At 49.0% G+C, this 17643-nt stretch carries 14 protein-coding genes; 4 read left to right on the top strand and 10 right to left on the bottom strand.

Going from position 1 to position 17643, the window contains the following annotated elements; genetic code table 11:
• Nucleotides 1-16: 16 nt before the first annotated feature.
• Together RYZ26_RS12255 and RYZ26_RS12250 are read right to left on the bottom strand one after the other, a co-directional pair.
• Nucleotides 17-586, bottom strand: coding sequence for a hypothetical protein (locus tag RYZ26_RS12255; protein WP_317683504.1), 570 nt, complete (start codon nucleotides 584-586; stop codon nucleotides 17-19).
• A gap of 64 nt (nucleotides 587-650) precedes the next feature.
• Nucleotides 651-3467, bottom strand: coding sequence for a calcium-binding protein (locus RYZ26_RS12250; RefSeq protein WP_317683503.1), 2817 nt, complete (start codon nucleotides 3465-3467; stop codon nucleotides 651-653).
• Between the two features lie 261 nt (nucleotides 3468-3728).
• Between RYZ26_RS12250 and RYZ26_RS12245 the strand changes: the two genes are divergently transcribed.
• On the top strand, nucleotides 3729-5450 hold the full coding sequence (locus tag RYZ26_RS12245; protein ID WP_317683502.1) for a PAS domain S-box protein: 1722 nt from the start codon (nucleotides 3729-3731) through the stop codon (nucleotides 5448-5450).
• A 65-nt stretch (nucleotides 5451-5515) separates the two neighbouring features.
• Here the strand turns inward: RYZ26_RS12245 and RYZ26_RS12240 are convergent, their stop codons facing one another.
• Nucleotides 5516-5887, bottom strand: coding sequence for a VOC family protein (locus RYZ26_RS12240; protein WP_317683501.1), 372 nt, complete (start codon nucleotides 5885-5887; stop codon nucleotides 5516-5518).
• Nucleotides 5888-5928: 41 nt separating this feature from the next.
• Between RYZ26_RS12240 and RYZ26_RS12235 the strand changes: the two genes are divergently transcribed.
• The gene (locus RYZ26_RS12235; RefSeq protein ID WP_317683500.1) at nucleotides 5929-6486 is read left to right on the top strand and encodes a winged helix-turn-helix transcriptional regulator; all 558 of its coding nucleotides are present in this window, start codon (nucleotides 5929-5931) and stop codon (nucleotides 6484-6486) included.
• Nucleotides 6487-6736: 250 nt separating this feature from the next.
• Nucleotides 6737-7945 (top strand): lanthionine synthetase C family protein, encoded by a 1209-nt coding sequence (locus RYZ26_RS12230; protein WP_317683499.1) that lies wholly within the window; start codon nucleotides 6737-6739, stop codon nucleotides 7943-7945.
• A 101-nt stretch (nucleotides 7946-8046) separates the two neighbouring features.
• Here RYZ26_RS12230 and RYZ26_RS12225 read toward each other — a convergent pair whose 3' ends face one another.
• The 6 genes from RYZ26_RS12225 to RYZ26_RS12200 all read right to left on the bottom strand — a co-directional run bounded on the left by RYZ26_RS12225 (nucleotide 8047) and on the right by RYZ26_RS12200 (nucleotide 15135).
• Complete coding sequence (locus tag RYZ26_RS12225; RefSeq protein ID WP_317683498.1) at nucleotides 8047-10335, bottom strand: GAF domain-containing protein; 2289 nt, start codon at nucleotides 10333-10335, stop codon at nucleotides 8047-8049.
• Complete coding sequence (locus RYZ26_RS12220) at nucleotides 10322-10975, bottom strand: coiled-coil domain-containing protein (protein ID WP_317683497.1); 654 nt, start codon at nucleotides 10973-10975, stop codon at nucleotides 10322-10324. The genes RYZ26_RS12225 and RYZ26_RS12220 overlap by 14 nt, the downstream gene beginning before the upstream one ends.
• 99 nt (nucleotides 10976-11074) lie before the next feature.
• Complete coding sequence (locus tag RYZ26_RS12215; protein WP_317683496.1) at nucleotides 11075-11761, bottom strand: DUF6901 family protein; 687 nt, start codon at nucleotides 11759-11761, stop codon at nucleotides 11075-11077.
• Between the two features lie 117 nt (nucleotides 11762-11878).
• Nucleotides 11879-12670 carry a hypothetical protein gene (locus RYZ26_RS12210; RefSeq protein ID WP_317683495.1) on the bottom strand — a complete coding sequence of 264 codons (792 nt, stop codon included), beginning with the start codon at nucleotides 12668-12670 and terminating at the stop codon, nucleotides 11879-11881.
• Between the two features lie 108 nt (nucleotides 12671-12778).
• Nucleotides 12779-14725, bottom strand: a complete 1947-nt coding sequence (locus RYZ26_RS12205; RefSeq protein ID WP_317683494.1) for a CASTOR/POLLUX-related putative ion channel — start codon at nucleotides 14723-14725, stop codon at nucleotides 12779-12781.
• On the bottom strand, nucleotides 14725-15135 hold the full coding sequence (locus tag RYZ26_RS12200; protein ID WP_317683493.1) for an ATP-binding protein: 411 nt from the start codon (nucleotides 15133-15135) through the stop codon (nucleotides 14725-14727). Before RYZ26_RS12200 ends, RYZ26_RS12205 begins: the two co-directional genes overlap by 1 nt.
• 134 nt (nucleotides 15136-15269) lie before the next feature.
• On the opposite strand from RYZ26_RS12200, the gene RYZ26_RS12195 reads away from it, so the two are divergent.
• On the top strand, nucleotides 15270-15605 hold the full coding sequence (locus RYZ26_RS12195) for an STAS domain-containing protein (RefSeq protein WP_317683492.1): 336 nt from the start codon (nucleotides 15270-15272) through the stop codon (nucleotides 15603-15605).
• Here RYZ26_RS12195 and RYZ26_RS12190 read toward each other — a convergent pair.
• Entirely contained in the window at nucleotides 15602-17641 is a 2040-nt protein-coding gene (locus tag RYZ26_RS12190) for a PP2C family protein-serine/threonine phosphatase (RefSeq protein ID WP_317683491.1), read from the bottom strand. The two genes, RYZ26_RS12195 and RYZ26_RS12190, sit on opposite strands and share 4 nt — an antisense overlap.
• Between the last annotated feature and the right edge of the window lie 2 nt (nucleotides 17642-17643).

Below are 17643 nucleotides of genomic sequence, written 5' to 3'. Positions count from 1 at the left end.
AGTTTGGGTGCAATCTTTATTCGATGATCAGTTTGGGATATTGGGCGCTTTCGGCTTCCAGTTCATCCAGCACGTCATCATCAATAGGGTAGATCACCCTGTCATCCGGGGGTGAGGCGAGAATATTGAGATCAACTGCATGAATGATCCCGTCAAATCCGTTATCGGTTTTACTGAGTTTGAAATAACGTCCATTATAAGGATCAATGCCATATTCGCCGGGCTTTCGCGCGATGAACAGCAGGTCATATTCAAGCGGGCGCAGATCTGTGTCTGATAAGGTTCTTTTCAAATCGTAGGGGTAGGGTTGGTGGCAAACCATCCCGACATTTTCGATACAGCGAAAGGGGCGCATGGACAGGAAATAGTCACCAAACGGGGCATCAATGAAGGCGAGGGTGTAGGTATTGCCTGTCAGAGTGAGCGTTGCGATCTTCAGACGCTTTTGATCCGTGTCCTCCAGATAAACGGATTTTTCCTCTGCAAAGGCTTGCGTCGTGAAAATCAAACACAGGATGAAAGTAAAAACAGCTAGTCGCATGCGCATGGGGAAAGTTCCTTCATCAATGACGATAAACTGTGCCATGAATATGCATGCGATCATATACGACCTTTGGCGGGAAAGAGATCCTTTCCCGCCTGGCCTTATGTTAGCTCAGGATCAGGGAGGCACTGATATCTGGGCTTTGACTTGTGTTCTCTTGCGTATTCCACAGGGTTGCAATGCTGCTATAGCCATGACCAGACCCGCTTTCATCAATACTAATGATGGTGCTGGTGCCTTCTTGGGTGATCTGCACGAAGTTGGACAGGTCATCACGTGTCTCATCATAGTTATTAAGGAAGGCTGAGATATCAATCATATCGCCATCTTCCTGATTGAAATCCTTGATGATATCCATGGCCGCCCCCTGCAGGACAAAAGTATCAGCCCCCAGGCCACCCATCATGGCGTCATCGCCGGAACCGGAAACCAAAGTGTCATTGCCTTCACCGGCTGTCAGGAAGACGCCGTCGTTTCCGGCAATGAGGATATCGTCATGGTAGGATCCTTCAATCCCTTCAAAGTTTGAAAGGACGTCGCCTTCGGCATCACCGCCATGGCCCGTACCAGTGGTCAAGTCGATGGTTACGCCTTCACCTGAGGAAGAATAGCTTAGGAAATCCCAGCCTTCCCCGCCATCAAGGGTGTCGGCACCACCGCCGCCTGCGATATTGTCATGGCCGTTCAGCCCCATGATGACATTGTCGGCGTCATCACCACGAAGGAAATCACCTTCGCCTTCATGATCTGCCCCGATGATGTTGGCGATATTTTCATAGGTATCGCCATCTGCATCGCCTTTGCGACCTTCCCCGGTTGCGAGATCAAGAACAATCCTGTTTTCAGACGCTTTATAGCTGACCGTATCAATCGCATCAGTGCCAACGAATTGCTGTGCTTCTGCCGTGCCGATAAATATTTGCGGGTCTTCTGGCGGGGTTTCACCTGGGTCTTCTTCAGGTGGGGTAATCTCGCCTGTATCCAGTTGAAGCTGACTGCCATCGGAAAAATCGACATATTCTATATCAATCAGCCGATCCAGACCATCCAGCCCGTCGGAAAGATAACCATTTTCAATGGCTGTGAAGCTGTAATCCTCAACACTGCCATTTAAAATCACATGATCTTGGCCGTCACCACCATGCAGGCCGTCATTGCCCAGACCACCGACAAGGGTGTCGTCCCCGTCTGATCCGATCAGGAAATCTTCCTGGGTCGTGCCGATCAATGTGTCAGCACTTGCCGTGCCTTCTTCAATCACGCCCTGCTGGAAATGATCGCCACCGCGATCTTCCCAGGTCAGGGTGGTTGTGGCGTTTAATTCTTCCAGTAGTTCCGCACGTGGATTGGTGTTTGCCAGATCTTCATACATGGACCAGGACCCGTAAAGGCCCGGTTCGCCCACATCGCCAAACTGCATGAAGGGACCTGTGCCCACTTCGGCCCAACCGTCCCAGAGGTCCTGATAAAGGTCTGCCATATGGTCTGATCTGACGAATTCGATCATGAAGTCTGTGATTTGCGCTGCATTCCCGCTGGTGGCAAAGAAGTGATGGACATGCTGTCCGCCTTCATAGGCCAAAAGGTCCATATCAAGCCGATCGACCAAGGCACGTTGCTGTGCCAAGGCTTCCAGAACTTGCGGGATGGAGCTGTCAACCGTTGGGTCGCGTAACTGATCTGCCAGATAAGCAAAGGCATCCACATTCGGGTCTTCAATGGCCGCAACCAGATTGTTGAACTGGGTTTCATCCGTGACAATGGCCCCGCCAAAATAGGTGGTTACCGCCAGGGCATCGAAATAGGTATGGGGTGGTTCAAAGTCCGGATCACCTTGTTGTTCCGCATAGGGCGCATAAAGGATTTGTTCACTAACCCAGGTGTTGTCGGTCATGGAACCCGCAACACGCACCAGACGGTCTGCGGTTTCATCACCAAACACATCGGTCCAGATTTTCATGGTATCGGCTGTGCGCTGCCCGAAATAATTCAGCCGGGCTTCGTAAGGGTACGCATCCGGGAAGACTTCCATGGCGATCTGGTCAAATTCAACCGTATGGCCAAAGGCGGAATTCCACATCTCATTGGAAAACTCGACCGTGACTTTCAGGGCAGGGTCAAAATTATCGCGCACATAAGTGGCAAGGTTGGTGATCAGCTCGTCCGTTGCAAAATGGGGGATGTTTAGCCAGATATCCGTTCCAGTTTGATTACCCAACGCAACGATGGTTTCAATGGGTGGCTGACCGAAATAGGTATAAGCATCCAGACTGGTATAGTCCGTCCATTCTTGTGTGGTGGAATTGTTGGTATCCATCCAGTCCATAAAACGGAATTCACGCATATCTTCAATCAGGTCAATCCAATCCGGATTAAAAAGCGCGCCTGCTTCATGTAAGGCCAGATGATCTTCATTCACGATGGAGATATCACGGATATAATTGCCTGTGTCATTGGGGTCGGTGTCCGTGATAGACAGGATCATGGTGTCCCCACGGGTATTATCAAAGACAATGCGGCCAGGCTCTTCGTTGATGATGGTGACGTCGCCTGCGAAAGAAAGGGTGCCTTCACCTTCGTAATTCACGACATATCGGCCAATGCGGGAAGTTGCGGCAGTGTCATTTTGATTATCGCCCCAGGCCCATAGGGTTGATAATCCGTCTAATCCTGCCGGAATTTCCGTTGGCCAGCCGTTTTCGTCCAGAACGCCATCTGCGAAATAGCCGCCTTCTTCAAGGTCTTCATAGGTATGATATTGCCCGTTTACAGATGTGCTCCAGGGACGCATCATTTTTGCAATATCAAGGAATGCCATTTGGGTTGACCAATCCACGACGCCGCTTAATCCTACGGCAAGGGAAGGGTCACTCAAGCCAACTTGGCGGTTGGCTTGGTTTAAAAGTTCGGTTGGTGTGGGCATATTCTCTGCTCCGAAAAAGTTACACGAACTCACCTCTTGATAGGCCACGTTCTGTGACCCCGATACAGCAGCAATTAAAGCTTAAGAAACAGACTGATGGCGTGATCCTCATCACACCTCACAAGTTTGTGAGCGCTTTTCATGTTTTTGTAACAAGGGGGGGAATATGCAGGTTGCTTTTTAAATTCCGTTGTCTACAGCTTCTTGGTGTTCTATTTTATATCGGGGTCTATAATTTCCAGTTGGTTGAAGGCGCAAGACGTGTTGAAAATTCACCAAAAGGGCAAATCTCTGGTTTTGGCTGGAGTATTGGGGGGCGCGCTGCTTGGCGTAATCTCTGCGTTTGTGCACTCCGTGATTTCGGGGAGACTGCAGCTTGATCTGCTGGATGTTATTGTATTTGCTGTAATCGGCGTTATTGCCGGGGGCATTATTTCCTATCTGATTTGCCAAAACCGTGCATTGCGCGAGGAATTGGAAGAACGCATAAATCTGGAAAACGATTTAAGCGATAGTCAAAAACGCTTGTCCCTCTACCTTGAAAAAACACCTTTGGCCGCCATTTCATGGGACAGAGAGTTTCATTGTGTCGGGTGGAACCCGGCGGCTGAGAAAATTTTTGGTTTCAGCAATCAGGAAGCAATTGGCGAAAACCCAAAAAATTTGATTATTCATGAAGATCTTCATGATCGGGTTGATGAGATTTTCAATGCCTTGTTAAACCAGACGGGCGGCAGTCATAGCATTAACGAGAATATAACTAAAGATGGCCGCAGGATTTTGTGTGAATGGTTTAATGCGCCCTTGATTGGGGAGGATGGCATTCCTATCGGCGTTTCTTCTTTTGCTCAGGATATTACCGAGATTAAAAATGCGGAAAATAAGCTCAAGGAAAGTGAAGAGATTTTTCGCCGTTTTTACGAGATTATTCCTGATGTCTTTATGATCACAAGCCTGAATGACGGGCTGTGTGTCGATGTGAATAACGGCTTTTGCCAAACGACCGGATATGCCCGTGAAGAGGTCATCGGCAAACATACCCTGGACCTTCACCTGTGGGAGAAAGATGAGGATCGAGACAAGCTGGTCTCCGGTCTAAAAAATGATGGCATTCTGGTTAATCTGGCGTCGAATTTCCGCAAGAAAGATGGTTCCTTATGGCCGGGGATTATGTCGGCTTGTATCGTGCAAAAAGACGGGCAGCCCTATATTCTGTCGTCCACAAAAGACGTAAGCGACATTCGCAGTTCGCAGCTGGAAGCCATCGAAGCAAACCGGGCCAAATCCGAATTCCTCGCTTCCATGAGCCATGAACTTCGCACGCCCATGAATGCGATCCTCGGTTTCGCGCAATTGCTGCAATATCGAACGAGTGAGCCACTGACGGACAAACAAAGCGCCTATGTTGACCTGATCTTAAAGAGCGGCAAACATTTGCTGGAACTGATCGAACAGGTCCTGGAACTGAGCAAGATCGAGGCTCGGCGCATGTCGCTGAATTTCGCACAAGTTGAAGTCGGCGAAGTTGTTGAGCAAACCCTGAGCCTGATCCAGACACGGGCTGAAAAAGAAGGTATCCAGATTATTGATCAGATCAACAGCAATGATCTTCCCCAGGTCTGGACTGACAGCACCCGTCTGAAACAGGTTCTGCTTAACCTGCTCTCCAACGCGGTTAAATATAATCAGCAAAACGGCACCGTGACCCTGACATGCGAGGTGCTGCACGAGGATGACTTGGTGCGGATCAAGGTTCAGGACACAGGCCCCGGTATCCCGGAGGAAAAGCAGGACGGTCTATTCAAACCGTTTGAGCGCCTGGGGCTGGAAGCTGGCCATATTGAAGGCACTGGCATCGGCCTGACCATCACCAAACAAATCATTGAACTTTTAGGCGGCCGTATTGGTTTTGAAAGCGACGTCGGCAAGGGCAGCGTGTTCTGGGTCGATGTGCCTTTGCGTGACCGGGATGTGAAGGTTTAGGTGGAAAATTCTATGTCATCAAGGGGGAATTAGGCACGTGTCGCCGGAATGACCCATACGGCCTGCTATGTCGATAAATCTTGTGCCAGCATCAACGCATTTCCATCAGGGTCGTAGAAGGTGGCTGTACTGACCATGCCTTCAATGGTTTCTGTAGGCCCATCGAATTTAACGCCTACATTTTCGAGTGCTTTGCGTGCAACATCAATATCGCCGATGCCAAAAACAGGGACTGAATTACCTGGTGCCGGTTCTGTTTGCTCACCCAGGCCAAGTGTGACGCCGTCGGTTTTTGTTTTCAGTTCGCTCCAGCCAACATCATCAGCGTGGTAGATAACTTCAAAACCGAGATTGTCCTGATACCATTTGGCGCTTGCATGTCTGTCGCTGACTGAGAGTGCAAGTGTGATCGTGTTATCCAATTCAATAACTGACATAAAACTTTCCCTGATAATTAAAAGTATATATACTATATTTTATGGACATTTCATTGCTTGTCAAGGTGACATCCAAAGCGTGGTCACTGAAAATCTTATCTTTAATGCATCGCGGCGTTCCCGGACGCCAAGCGGCATTGCTGGCAGCCTCAGGTGCCAGCCGAACCACTTTTGTGCATTCATTACGGCATCTGGAGAGTTTAAACCTTCTGGAACGCAACCCCGGTCATGGTCATCCCTTAAGACCAGAATTCCGCTTAACTCAATTGGGGGAGGTTGTCGCGACAGTGGCTAAAGAAATTGACGAAATTACCTTGGATGAGACAGGTAGCAGTCTTCTGCGCAAGGCCTGGACCATTCCGGTTTTAGCGGTTGTGAGCCAGCCAAAGAAATTCTCTGATCTGAAACTGGATTTAAATCCAATCACGGATAGAGCGCTTTCAAACTCTCTCAAAATACTGAGCAATCAGAATTGGATTGAACGTTCCGTTGATATAAAATGGAGACCTCCTCGGCCTTATTATCAAGCTATTAATGAAGGGGCTGAAATTAACCGAGTTGTTAGGTCTTCATTTTGGGAATATGATGAAAAATCCTAGAGCTCCCTTTATTGGAATTCCTGTCAATTGCCTACGGTCTACTGGTCTTGATGCGCAAATTTTTTCCAAATATGCGATAGAGAAACCACTGGAAGAGGTCGCGCATGGGGGTCCGATTGGGTGTTCGTTGAAGTCTTTTTCTGCTAAGCGGGCGCTTGCGGAGAGTGTATAGCCCTAGACATTTCTGAAGAAGGCTTCTTTTTCGGTAAAGAGTGAAATTATTTCATAAACTTAAGTAAATACTAAACCTATGACATCTCTTTATGACTTTGAGCGCCATACAGACCTGACAGACAGACCTTGGTCAGCCCAAGATGCGTACGTAGAAATAGCTAGAATCTTAGATGAAATTCGAATCGCCAAGCAGTGGGATGGAGGTTGGCCTTTGCACCCACTGGATGCTGAAAGTTACTTGCAGCAGGATACAAAATGGGCATTGTACGCGGGTGCTGCAGGAGTTGTCGTTGCAACGGAAATTTTACGTAGAAGTGGGTACTCAACTTTAGATCTTCGTGATCAGTTGCCTCAAATCTATCGTAACTTTCTAAAGAACCCGGACCTTGGTGCGGTAGAAATGGGACTTCAAGTCGGCGAGCTAGGCATTCTTGTACCAGCAATTCTGAGTGATCCGACGGATAAACTCATTCAGACCCGAGCTCGACAGTGCATGTCAAGACTTCTTGATCACCCCGCCCATGAGATTACGAGCGGGCAGACTGGGATGATGTATGCTGCTCTGGCTCTCTATCGCGCTACAAATGAGGATTGTTGGAAGTCTGCTTTTAAACATGGAGCTGAAGCTCTTTGGTTGAACTGGTATCAAGTTGCTGATGGTTCTGGATGGCTTTGGGATAACGATATTTTTGGACAAAAACGCTCCTATTTTGGCGCCTGCCATGGTATCGCTGGAAATTTGAACGTGGTATTGCAAGGTGCTGATCTATTATCTGATAATCATATCACTAACGCCATTGACCGCACTATAGAAACCCTCAAGTCCTATGCTCTGCATGAAAATGGTATGGTGAACTGGTTTGCCAGCGCTCCGCCGATCAAAGGCCGATTGTTTGTCCAATGGTGTCATGGGGCAGCGGGCATTGTGACTGCCTTGAGTGCAGTACCAAAGACAAAAAGGCCCGCCTTAGATACATTGTTAGCTGAAGCTAGCGCATTGGTTTGGCATGCAGGTCCACTTACGAAAGGCCCCGGTATCTGCCATGGAACCGCTGGAAATGGGTATGCGTTCCTAGCAATGTACCATAGAGATGGTAAGTCCCACTGGTTGGACAAAGCTAGAGCATTTGCATCTCATGCCATACAACAATCTCAAGAACACCGTGCACAATATGGACAAAGACGTTTTTCATTGATGACGGGGGATGCAGGGCTTGCAGTTTATCTGCATCATTGTCTGAACCCCGACGAATGGTGTTTGCCGGGGCTTGACCTGTTTAGTTAGTCTGTCATTTGAGGTAGAATGATCAGTTCTGTGAATAGTTACCGAGTTATGTTCGCGATTAGATATCGCGTCCGAGAATGCAACAACTTTGCAAGGCAACCCTACTTCGACGTCATCACCCAGATACCATCCCATTCTTCCGGTTTGACGTTCGCTTTCAAATGCTCGCAGCGTTCAATGTAAATCTCTGAGCCTTTATCTTTCGGGTTCAGTTCCAGCACGCGGCGGAATTTGGCGATGGCGTCGTCCCAGGTGCCTTTGCGATAACATTCGATGCCGTCGCGGAAGTGATCAAGGGCTTCGATCATGTTGGGGAAGGTTTCTTCGGTGTGGTAGTCCAGAAGCTCGTAAATGGCGACCGGTTCGGTCTTTCCTTTTACCACCACATGGTCCATGGCGCGGTAGCGATAGGTGCCTTTCAGCGCCTTAAACGTAAATTCAGAAATCAGGATATGGGCGCCATATTGTTTGGTGCCGCTTTCAAGGCGGGCTGCCAGGTTTACGCCATCGCCGATGACTGTATAGTCCATCCGTTTGGGCGAGCCGATGTTACCGGAAACCACGTTGTCGGTGTTCAACCCGATCCCGATGTCAATTTCCATCAGGCCTTTGGCGGCACGTTGCGCGTTAAATTCGCGCAGTTTGACCATCATGTCGATGGCGCAGCGAACGGCGCGGTCCGGGTCATCTTCATGAGGAAAGGGTGTTCCGAAGATGGCCATCATGGCATCGCCGATGAATTTATCCAGCATGCCGCCTTCTTCGTTCAAACAATCCACCATGACGGTGAAATAGTCATTGAGCAGGCTTACAATCCCTTGTGCACCCAGTTCTTCGGATAATGTTGTAAAGCTTCGAACGTCGGAGAACAGCACGGTCGCCACGCTGCTTTGACCACCCAGAAGTTCTTCACCACCGCCCATCAGCTTGTCGGCCAGGCCCGGGTCCATGTAGCGCGACATGGTCGATTTCATGCGTTTTTCTGAACTGATGTCTTCCATCATGATCATGGTACCGATGGCTTTGGAGTCATCATCCAAAAGCGGCAAGGTGGTGATGTTGACCGATGTTTCTTCGGCATCCGGGCCAATTTTCAACACGGCGTCCAGGAAGATATCGCCTTCGTTTTCATCGCGCACGGTGCGCAGACGTTCAACCACAAATACATTGTCATTGACGAAGAATTCATCATCTTTTTTGCCGATGATGTCTTCGGCTTTGACTTGTAGAATACGTAAACCCGCTGCGTTACACGTCACGATCGTGCCTTCTTCATCGAAGGTCACAACGGCGTTACTCATACTTTCCAGCATGCTTTCGTTATAGTTTTTCATCTGCTGAACATCAGCAAAGAGCTGGGCATTTTCCAGCCCCACTGCGATCTGGGAGGTAAAGGCCTTCAGACGTTGTTCGTCCTCGTCATTAAACGGACCGCCTTTTTTATTGAGCACCTGGGTCACCCCGATCACTTTGCCGTCCTTGTTCAAAACCGGGCAACAGAGGATGGAACGGGTGAAATATCCTGTCTGTTTATCAAAGGCCGGGTTAAAGCGCAGGTCCGCATAAGCATATGGGATGTTGATGGTCTGTCCAGAGGTATAAACCGCGCCTGCAATGCCCAAGTGATTGGGCAGGCGGATGTTGGTGGCGCCAAGGCCTTGCCCGATCTGTGTATAAAGCTCGTTGGTTTTTTCGTCATTCAGGAACAGGGTGGAGCGATCAGCCTGCAACATCTTGGTGATGGCGGTCATGATCATCTGCAACAGCGGACCTAGATTGATCTCGGACGATACATCAGACACCACATTGAGGAATTCAGCTTCCTGAAGGCGCAGCTTTTCCATGCGTTCAATAAAGAGCGTGCCTTGAAGGGCGATGGAAGCTTGCGTGGTAATCGCCTGCATGATGGCGAGATCTTCTTGCGTGAATTCCGCCCCGTCTTTCTTGTTCAGGGTCTGGGCAACACCAAGGATATCGCCCTTAACGGTGCGAACTGGCGCACAAAGGATATTTTCGGTTTTATAGCCGGTTGCGTGGTCAACACTGTGGTTAAAGCGTTTGTCGGCATAGGCGTCTTCAATGATCTCGCCTTCGCCGGTTTGATAAACTGCACCTGCAATACCGGAATTATTGAGGATACGGATTTCGCGTTTGATATCACCAAGGGCAATACGGGAATAAAGCTCGTTCGTTGCGGAATCATTGAGGAACAATGTGCCACGGTCTGAATTGGTGGCTGCGGTCACCGCTTCCATAATGATGCGCAGCTGTTCGTCCAGACTGTCGGCTTTTGCCACGTCATGGGACACTTTTAAAACAAGTTCCGCCGTGTTGGCAGTTACCATGTTTTTAACCACATCCTTATCTGTGCTGGAATTACTTTCCGGCATTTTGCGCCTCCAAGGCTTCCCTCAATGTTGTAATAGTATCACGTAATTGCTGATTTTCATCACGAAACGTGCGTTCCAATTCCTGGCGTTCATCATCATAGCGGTGTTTCATCAGTTCCATCTCATCACGCAGGGAACCAATGGTGCGCTGGAGTTGTAAGGCTTCGCCATGTCCGTCTGCTTTGGTGCGCTGGACGGTGTCTTCTTTATCGGTGCGCAGATTTTCCATTTCATCGCGCAAGGCCTGTGCGGTGTGGATCAGGGTCTGGGCTTCCTGTTTGCCATCGGCCAGTGTGCGCTGCACTTCGGCATCTTTTTCTGCGCGCATACGTTCAAGTTCGTCACGCAGGGCCTGCGCTGTCTTGGTCAATTGAACAATTTCGCCATGGGCTTCGGCTTTTGCCTGCTGGACGGCGTCATCCATTTGACGGCGCATATTTTCAAGTTCGTCACGTAAGGCTTGGGCGGTGTTTTGCAGTTGCAGGTGGTCCTGATGGGCGTCAGCCACGGCTTTTTGCACGGCTTCTGTCTTGCTGGCGGTCTGGCTGTCAAGCTCGTCGCGCAGGGCAGAAATCGTGTTCTTTAAATGACGGATATCCGTCTGGGCCTTATAAAGTTCTGTTTCTTCTTCAGTGGTCATGACTGTCCATTCAACAGACAAAGTTTCGCTTTATTATAGCGATAATGACCACTGAGTCTTAAGAAATGATTTAAAGCGTTGTTAAACCAATAAATTTGGTTATTCGGTGACAAATACGCCTTCAAGGTCAAGGAAAGACCCGTCGGTATTTTCCGGTGTGATGAGGGCGAACCCATCCAGGATCATGACCGCATTCAAGGCCGCATCACGTTCTACCCCGTCGCGCAGACGTTCGGCCAAAAAGCTGTTGACGATGGAAAGAGTGGCGTATGCATCGTTCAGGCCATCGAAGGTCAGCGGCTTGATTTTGCCTTGATCGTGATTTTCTTTGTATTGGATCAAGAGATAGGCGGACAGGGAGCGAAAGACTGTTTCCTGTTCGGTCGCAAAGGGCAGGTGGAAGCGCGCCAGTGGACGCAGAAATTTGGTGTGCGGACAGCCTGATGTGGCACAAGTAAGGCCGAGAAGAGAAGCAATCCCGGTTTGGAAGGTTGCCTTGGTCACGACGGTACGGGTCGGAGTTTCAACCTCTACAACGGTTTTTTCATAGGAGAACTTGGCTTTAAACGCTGGCAGGAACTGAGCAACACCCAAGGCGGCTGGGCACCATTCAACGTCATCACCCAAAGGACAGTTGGAACATTTTTGATGGGAGAGTTTCGCCCACTCAGGCTTTTCCCCATTCTCATCAATTTGCAGCTGATAGGTTTCGTCATCAAAGTTCAGATTGATCTGCACCTGTTCTTCTTTCGGGGCGAAAAAACGGTAGCTGATGGTCTGTGTCATAGTGTCGCGGCGCCTTTACCTGTTATCCATGTTTACTTTTAGTTGATTTTTATCAATCTATTAGTTGTAGAATATATCATTTCATACGCGCCGTCTTCATCCAAATGGAGGAGAAAGCTAAATTAAAAATAATTTACTGAGCGCATCGGCAAGATCATCACCAAAGGAGGCATTTTTATGAATGATCGGCACACGGTCAGATAAAAGCTGCAAATATGGATCGTCTTGCGGCAGGCTGGTGATCAGTGCGGTTGGGATATTACGCGTCGCGGGCATTTCAGCAAGGCCGGATGCCAGATCAATCCCGGACAGTTCCGGCATCATTGCTGAGATGATGACCAAATCCGGTTTCGTGCGGATAATCAGGGGCAATGCATCTAGCGTGGAGGTACATGTGGAAATGCGATAGCCACATTCCTGCATTTCACGTTCGACAAAGTGGGTGGCAGCCCCATGGTGCATGACCAGCAGAACTTCGATATTGCGAACATCCAGAATGGAATCATCCAGACGAACTTTGGCAGGCAGGCCACGCACCAGTTTGGAAATGTCATGTTCGTCATCAATCGGTTTTTCGATGATATCAATCATGGCTTCCACAAAGGTCTGGATGTCATCAAGCATGCGTGGCGGAAAGGTTTTGACATTGGCGAGATAATCTTCGGTGCGAAGCGCGACAGTTGCCAGGGCTGCCATTTCATAGTTATGGGCCTGGCCTTTCAATGATAGCATGGCTTTTTGGACGGCGCTGACCAATTCTGTCATATCATCGGGTTCGCGGCGAACCTCGTCGATCATAAAGGTCAGAGTTTCCAGGGTTTCTTTGACTTCATCAAGGAATTCGGCACGTAACTGGTCAACAATCTGGCCAACGCCTTTGGCATAAAGCCCATCCATGGATGATGACATAACAATCCCCTTCAACTTACCTTTTGATTCTGGGCGTTATTTTGCCCGAAGTTGACCAATGCGACAACAATCCTTTTGGAGGGGGGGGGCTTGTTCAAAAGGGGTAGCTTAATGAGACAGGATAATCACCTGATCCCCATCTGACAGGGTCATTTCAATATTGCTGTCGGGATTGAGAATAATCTTTTTATTTTCTGCTCGGATGATGCCCCAAATGATTTGGTCCTTTTCTTTCGCACTTCGGACAAGTTGCCCAAATTTAAATGCAGTGTCCAGCTCAACATAATCTACCGCCGGGCGTAGGTTGACTTCCTGTCCCAAGGGATTGAGCAATTCCGTTGCGATGGTGCGCAAATCATTTTCTTGGGCGAAATGAGTCAGCATGCGACTGGCGACTTCGGGGGACGAAATTAGTTCAAACTGTGAATAGGGCGGGCGTGCCAGCATGCCTGTGTTTTCGATCACTTCGGCAATGACATGGGGTGTTTTGGCAAGGTTTTGTGTTTCAAACGCCCATTGCAGCAGGATCAGGGACATCTTGATGATGGAATCGCGGTCCTTGATCCCTTTGGATTGATCGGACAGAAGAATGACCCGGTCATAATCTTCCTTGAGCAAAGCTTTCATGGTGTCACGATCAAGATAGTTTGCCTGTTCCAGCTTGACCTCGGCCGTATCCACCGCCCGTTTGGCCTTATGTTTCAACAGGTTTTGGGCTTTTTCAACATCATAGGAACTGACGACCTTGATGTGTCCATCTTCTTTCGGAAGATATGTCGCATATTGATCAAGAATTTTATAAATCCCCTGATTCCAGCCCAAAATCAGGATGCGTTCAAAGGGTGTTGAAGCTTTGCCGCTTTCTGCCATCGCATCTAACGGCGTGAAAGCTTCCTGATCTTTATCAAAGCGGATGGATTTACTGTTGGAGATCAGGATGATTTTTTCCTGTTCTTCAATGATATGGTCCGCTGGCGGGTTGATGTCCGGGATATGAACCAGACGGTCTTCTAAATCCAGCACGTCACAGACCCCGATGGGGGTTGCCTCGGGGAATTTATTGAGGATATCTATAAAAGCCATGCCTGTGCAATCGGGCACATGCTGCATCATCAACTGACTTTGGCCGCCGGAAAACAGTTCCAGATAGACTTTGGACAGGTCCGGTTGGCGCGAGGCTTGTACGATGATGCGGCTGACCGTGTCGGTGGAGGTAAAGACCGGGATTTGATGATCCCCTGCCAGGTTGGCAATCTCGCGTGTGCTGTCATCCAGAATTTCCGCAACGATATGAGGTTTGCCGTTGACCCAGGTCTTGGTATGGGCAAACAGGCTGATCAGTTCAATACTGACCATGTCATTGCTGATTTCATCCTGGTTCGGGTCGTCATTGGCAAGGATAATGATCCGTTCAGCATGTTCGAACGATACGCCTTTTAATTCCTGCTCACTGGTTACCACGCCTTGGCGGAAGGTGACTTTATGGGCTTTCTTTGAATCCAGCTGTTCACTTAGGCGCAATTCATTTCTGATGGTCGGGACGTCTTGCGGGGCCAGCACGACAATGGTCGGGTTGGCTTTATTTTCAAAAAGGCGGGCAATGACCGCAGGTGCGCGTGTGTTCCAGCCCAAAATCAGGACATGATCAGAAACAACTACACGGCCAATGCCTTTATCCAGTTGGGCAAGGCGCTTTTCAATGCTGGCGGAGATCACACCAACGAACACACCGAAGATAGCCCAACCACCTAGCGTAATAATCAGCGCATAAACCACGATGACAAAGGATGACCCGTAATCGCCTGTAAAGGTGCCCGGGTCAATCGCATGTTTCAGGGACCACCAGAAAGCATCGATAAAGCCGCCGCCATAATCGGTGCCGATATTTTCTACGGCCTTGTTTTCATCATCAAACAGCCCGACAAAATAGGCCCCGGTGCCCATCAGGATAAAGATGAAACTGCCGACAAATAAAAGGCACAGGCGTACCAACGTGCCATGGACCAGACCGCGTTCCAGAAGATGTTGGGATTTTTGGCGCAAGTTTCTGATCATCAGTCCAAATCCAATGTGAGCGTTAGAATATTGGTGGTTCCCGCGCGTTGATAATCAAGCGAGGACATAAATGTTTTGGCAAAATGCACACCCAGACCGCCTATTTCTCGATCTTCCAGACTGGCGTCTGTATCCGGGGCTTTGCTGTCTGTCAGCGGATTAAAGGCCGTGCCGTTGTCTTGCAGGGTAAAGCACAGGGTTTTATCATCAATTTCAGCAGAGACGTTGAGTTCGCTTGCCTGCGCGTAATTGATGATATTGGTCAGCAATTCATCCAGCACCAGGTTGATTTTATAGGTTGTTGATGTGTCTATGGACTGGCTGTCGGCAAAGGCATTGATGCGTTCGGCCAGCCGTTCAATCTCCGCCAGATCGATCTTTAGATTTTCTTTAAAGAGTGTTTTAGACACAGGAACCAACCGTCTTTTTTATTGCGCCCCTTACTTAATCATAGAGGGATCACAAAAAGCAACGTTTTAAGTTGCTTAGGCAAGGCCAAAAGATTATCAATTTATCAGGCTCAACCTTTAAGGGATCAATCGGGATGGAAATTTCCAAGGAAGAAATCGGTGTATGTCTGGTTCTGACACCAAATGGTCGGATCGACAGCCAAAGCGCCCCTGAGTTTCAGTCTTCTGTCATCGGATTGATCGAAGGCGGGCAAAGCCGTGTGGTGCTGGATTTTTCAAAGATTGAATATATTTCCAGTGCGGGTCTGCGCGTTGTGCTGATGGCGGCCAAACGCTGCAAGGCGGCCAAGGGCGGTTTTGCCATGTTTGCTCTGGCCGATCACATCAAGGAAGTGTTCGAGATCAGTGGTTTTCTGAAAATTCTGTCTGTGGCGGATGATAAAGACGGTGCGGTCCAGATCGTATCTTAACTCGATTTCTTCGCTTTTAATCTAACCGCCACACAGGTGATGTCATCGGCTTGCGGCGCGCTATCTGCAAATCCGTCAACAGCTTTCACCATTTCATCTTGCAGGTCATGGACATTGGCGTTCAGGTTTTTCGCCAGAACAGCTTCCATAGCAGGTGTGCCGAATTCTTCATTGGCGGGGTTCATGGCTTCAGTGATGCCGTCGGTATAGAAGAACATGGCATCATTTTCTGACAGTTGGATTTGATGTTGGCTATATTCAAGTTCATCCATCACACCCAAAGCCACATCGCCCGTTAAATCCATTGGGGCGAGGGTATCTGATAAATGATAAGCCGGATTGTGCCCAGCGTTGGTATAGGTGAAGCTGTGATCGCGCAAATCCAGAATGCCATAGAGAAGGGTGACGAACAGCTCTTCTTTATTGTTGCCACACAGCTCATCATTCAGCGCTGCGATACAGTCTGATGGTTTGGCAATCATGCTGGCGGTTGATCTGAGGATGGACCTTGTAATCGCCATGAACAGGGAGGCCGGAACCCCTTTACCGGACACATCGGCGATTACGATGGCGAGGCGATTTTCATCCAGATAGAAGAAATCATAGAAATCCCCACCGACTTCCTTGGCCGCCTGCATGCGACCGGAGATATGGACATAATCGGTTTCCGGCAAATCATCGGGCAACATGGCGAGTTGAACGCGTGCACCGATGGCCAGTTCCTGCTGCAGCGCAAGATAGGCGGTTTTGGATTTCAGGGCTTCTTCTAGCTCTTCAATCGTATCCATCAGCTTGCCGTGCTGATCCTGAATGCGTTCACGCAGGCGCTTTAGGGTCAGGCCCATGGCGGCGAGGTCACTGCCTGTTGTATCCTCATTTTCACCCTTGGCTGTTTGCAGTCGCTCTTCGATTTCTGCCAGGTCTTTCATGACCTCTGTCTGGGATTGCGCATCCAGTGTTTCAGCCAGTTGCGACATCTCGCGCCGGATAATGACGGATTGACGATGACCGCGTTTATCCCTTGCCCGTTTCATCCGGTCCAGACGTAGAAGATAGCTTTTAAACTTGATGATGGCGCGCCCAATTTGGGAGACCTCATCCTTGCCTGTACCCACATTCATATGCTGGCTGTAGGTGCCCTCAGACAGGGCCGCCAGAATGTTGATGGCTTCACTTAACGGGTGGAAGGATTGGCGCAAATAAGCCCACATGGCGGTGGCTGCAATCAGGATAAAGATGGCGATGGAAATGTATGTCAGCCACTGCAATTGGATAAACTGCTGATGAATTTCGGTGATTTCCTTAATGCCGATGATATAGCCAATGGGATGGATTGCGCCTGTCACATCAGACAAGGTGGCGGAATAATACTGATCTTTTTGTTCCAGCGTCTGAAATGGGTTGGTTACATCCAGATCGACCTGATCAGATAAGGTCTTCCAGTGAACTTCATTGGTGCCGATTAAGAGACGCCCGCGTCGATTGATCAGATAGCTTTCTGATTTAGTCAAGGAGGTGAGTTCCAAAAGCGCATCGTTGACATCTTCTGCCAAAACCAGAACTGCGTTGTCCAGCTTATGGCTTGTGATGATCAATGTGTTACGTTCGGAATCAATGATCAGCCCGGCAGGTGGTGTCGCCTGTCCGTTTGCAATCTTCTGAATTTCCAAAGCACTGATGGTGATGGCGGGGTAATAGCTTTTTTCGGAGGAATAAAACAGATTGCCGTCGTTTTTATAAAGTTCAAAGCGCGGCAGGTTGCCCTGTTGGTTTAGCTGTTGGAGCGTTGCATTCAGTTGGTCATCATCTGCAATATTTAAGTTATGGCTTTGCAGAAGGTCGTTGACGACTTCCTCTAGCTGGGCAATTTTACCATCCACCACTTTTCGCCACAGGCTACTTTGGGATAGCGAGGCATTGGCACCAAAGTTCTTTTGCTGCAAGGCCGTGCTGTAATTAAAGGCAAAGACAAGACCTGAGATCGCAATCAGGAAGAAGATCAGGGTGATGAGGCTAAGCTTGTTGCGCAATAACATGG

Source organism: Terasakiella sediminum (assembly GCF_033100395.1).
Taxonomy (GTDB): Bacteria; Pseudomonadota; Alphaproteobacteria; order Rhodospirillales; family Terasakiellaceae; genus Terasakiella.
The sequence above is the reverse complement of the archived record's forward strand: the minus strand, read 5'-3'. Positions and strand labels throughout refer to the sequence as shown.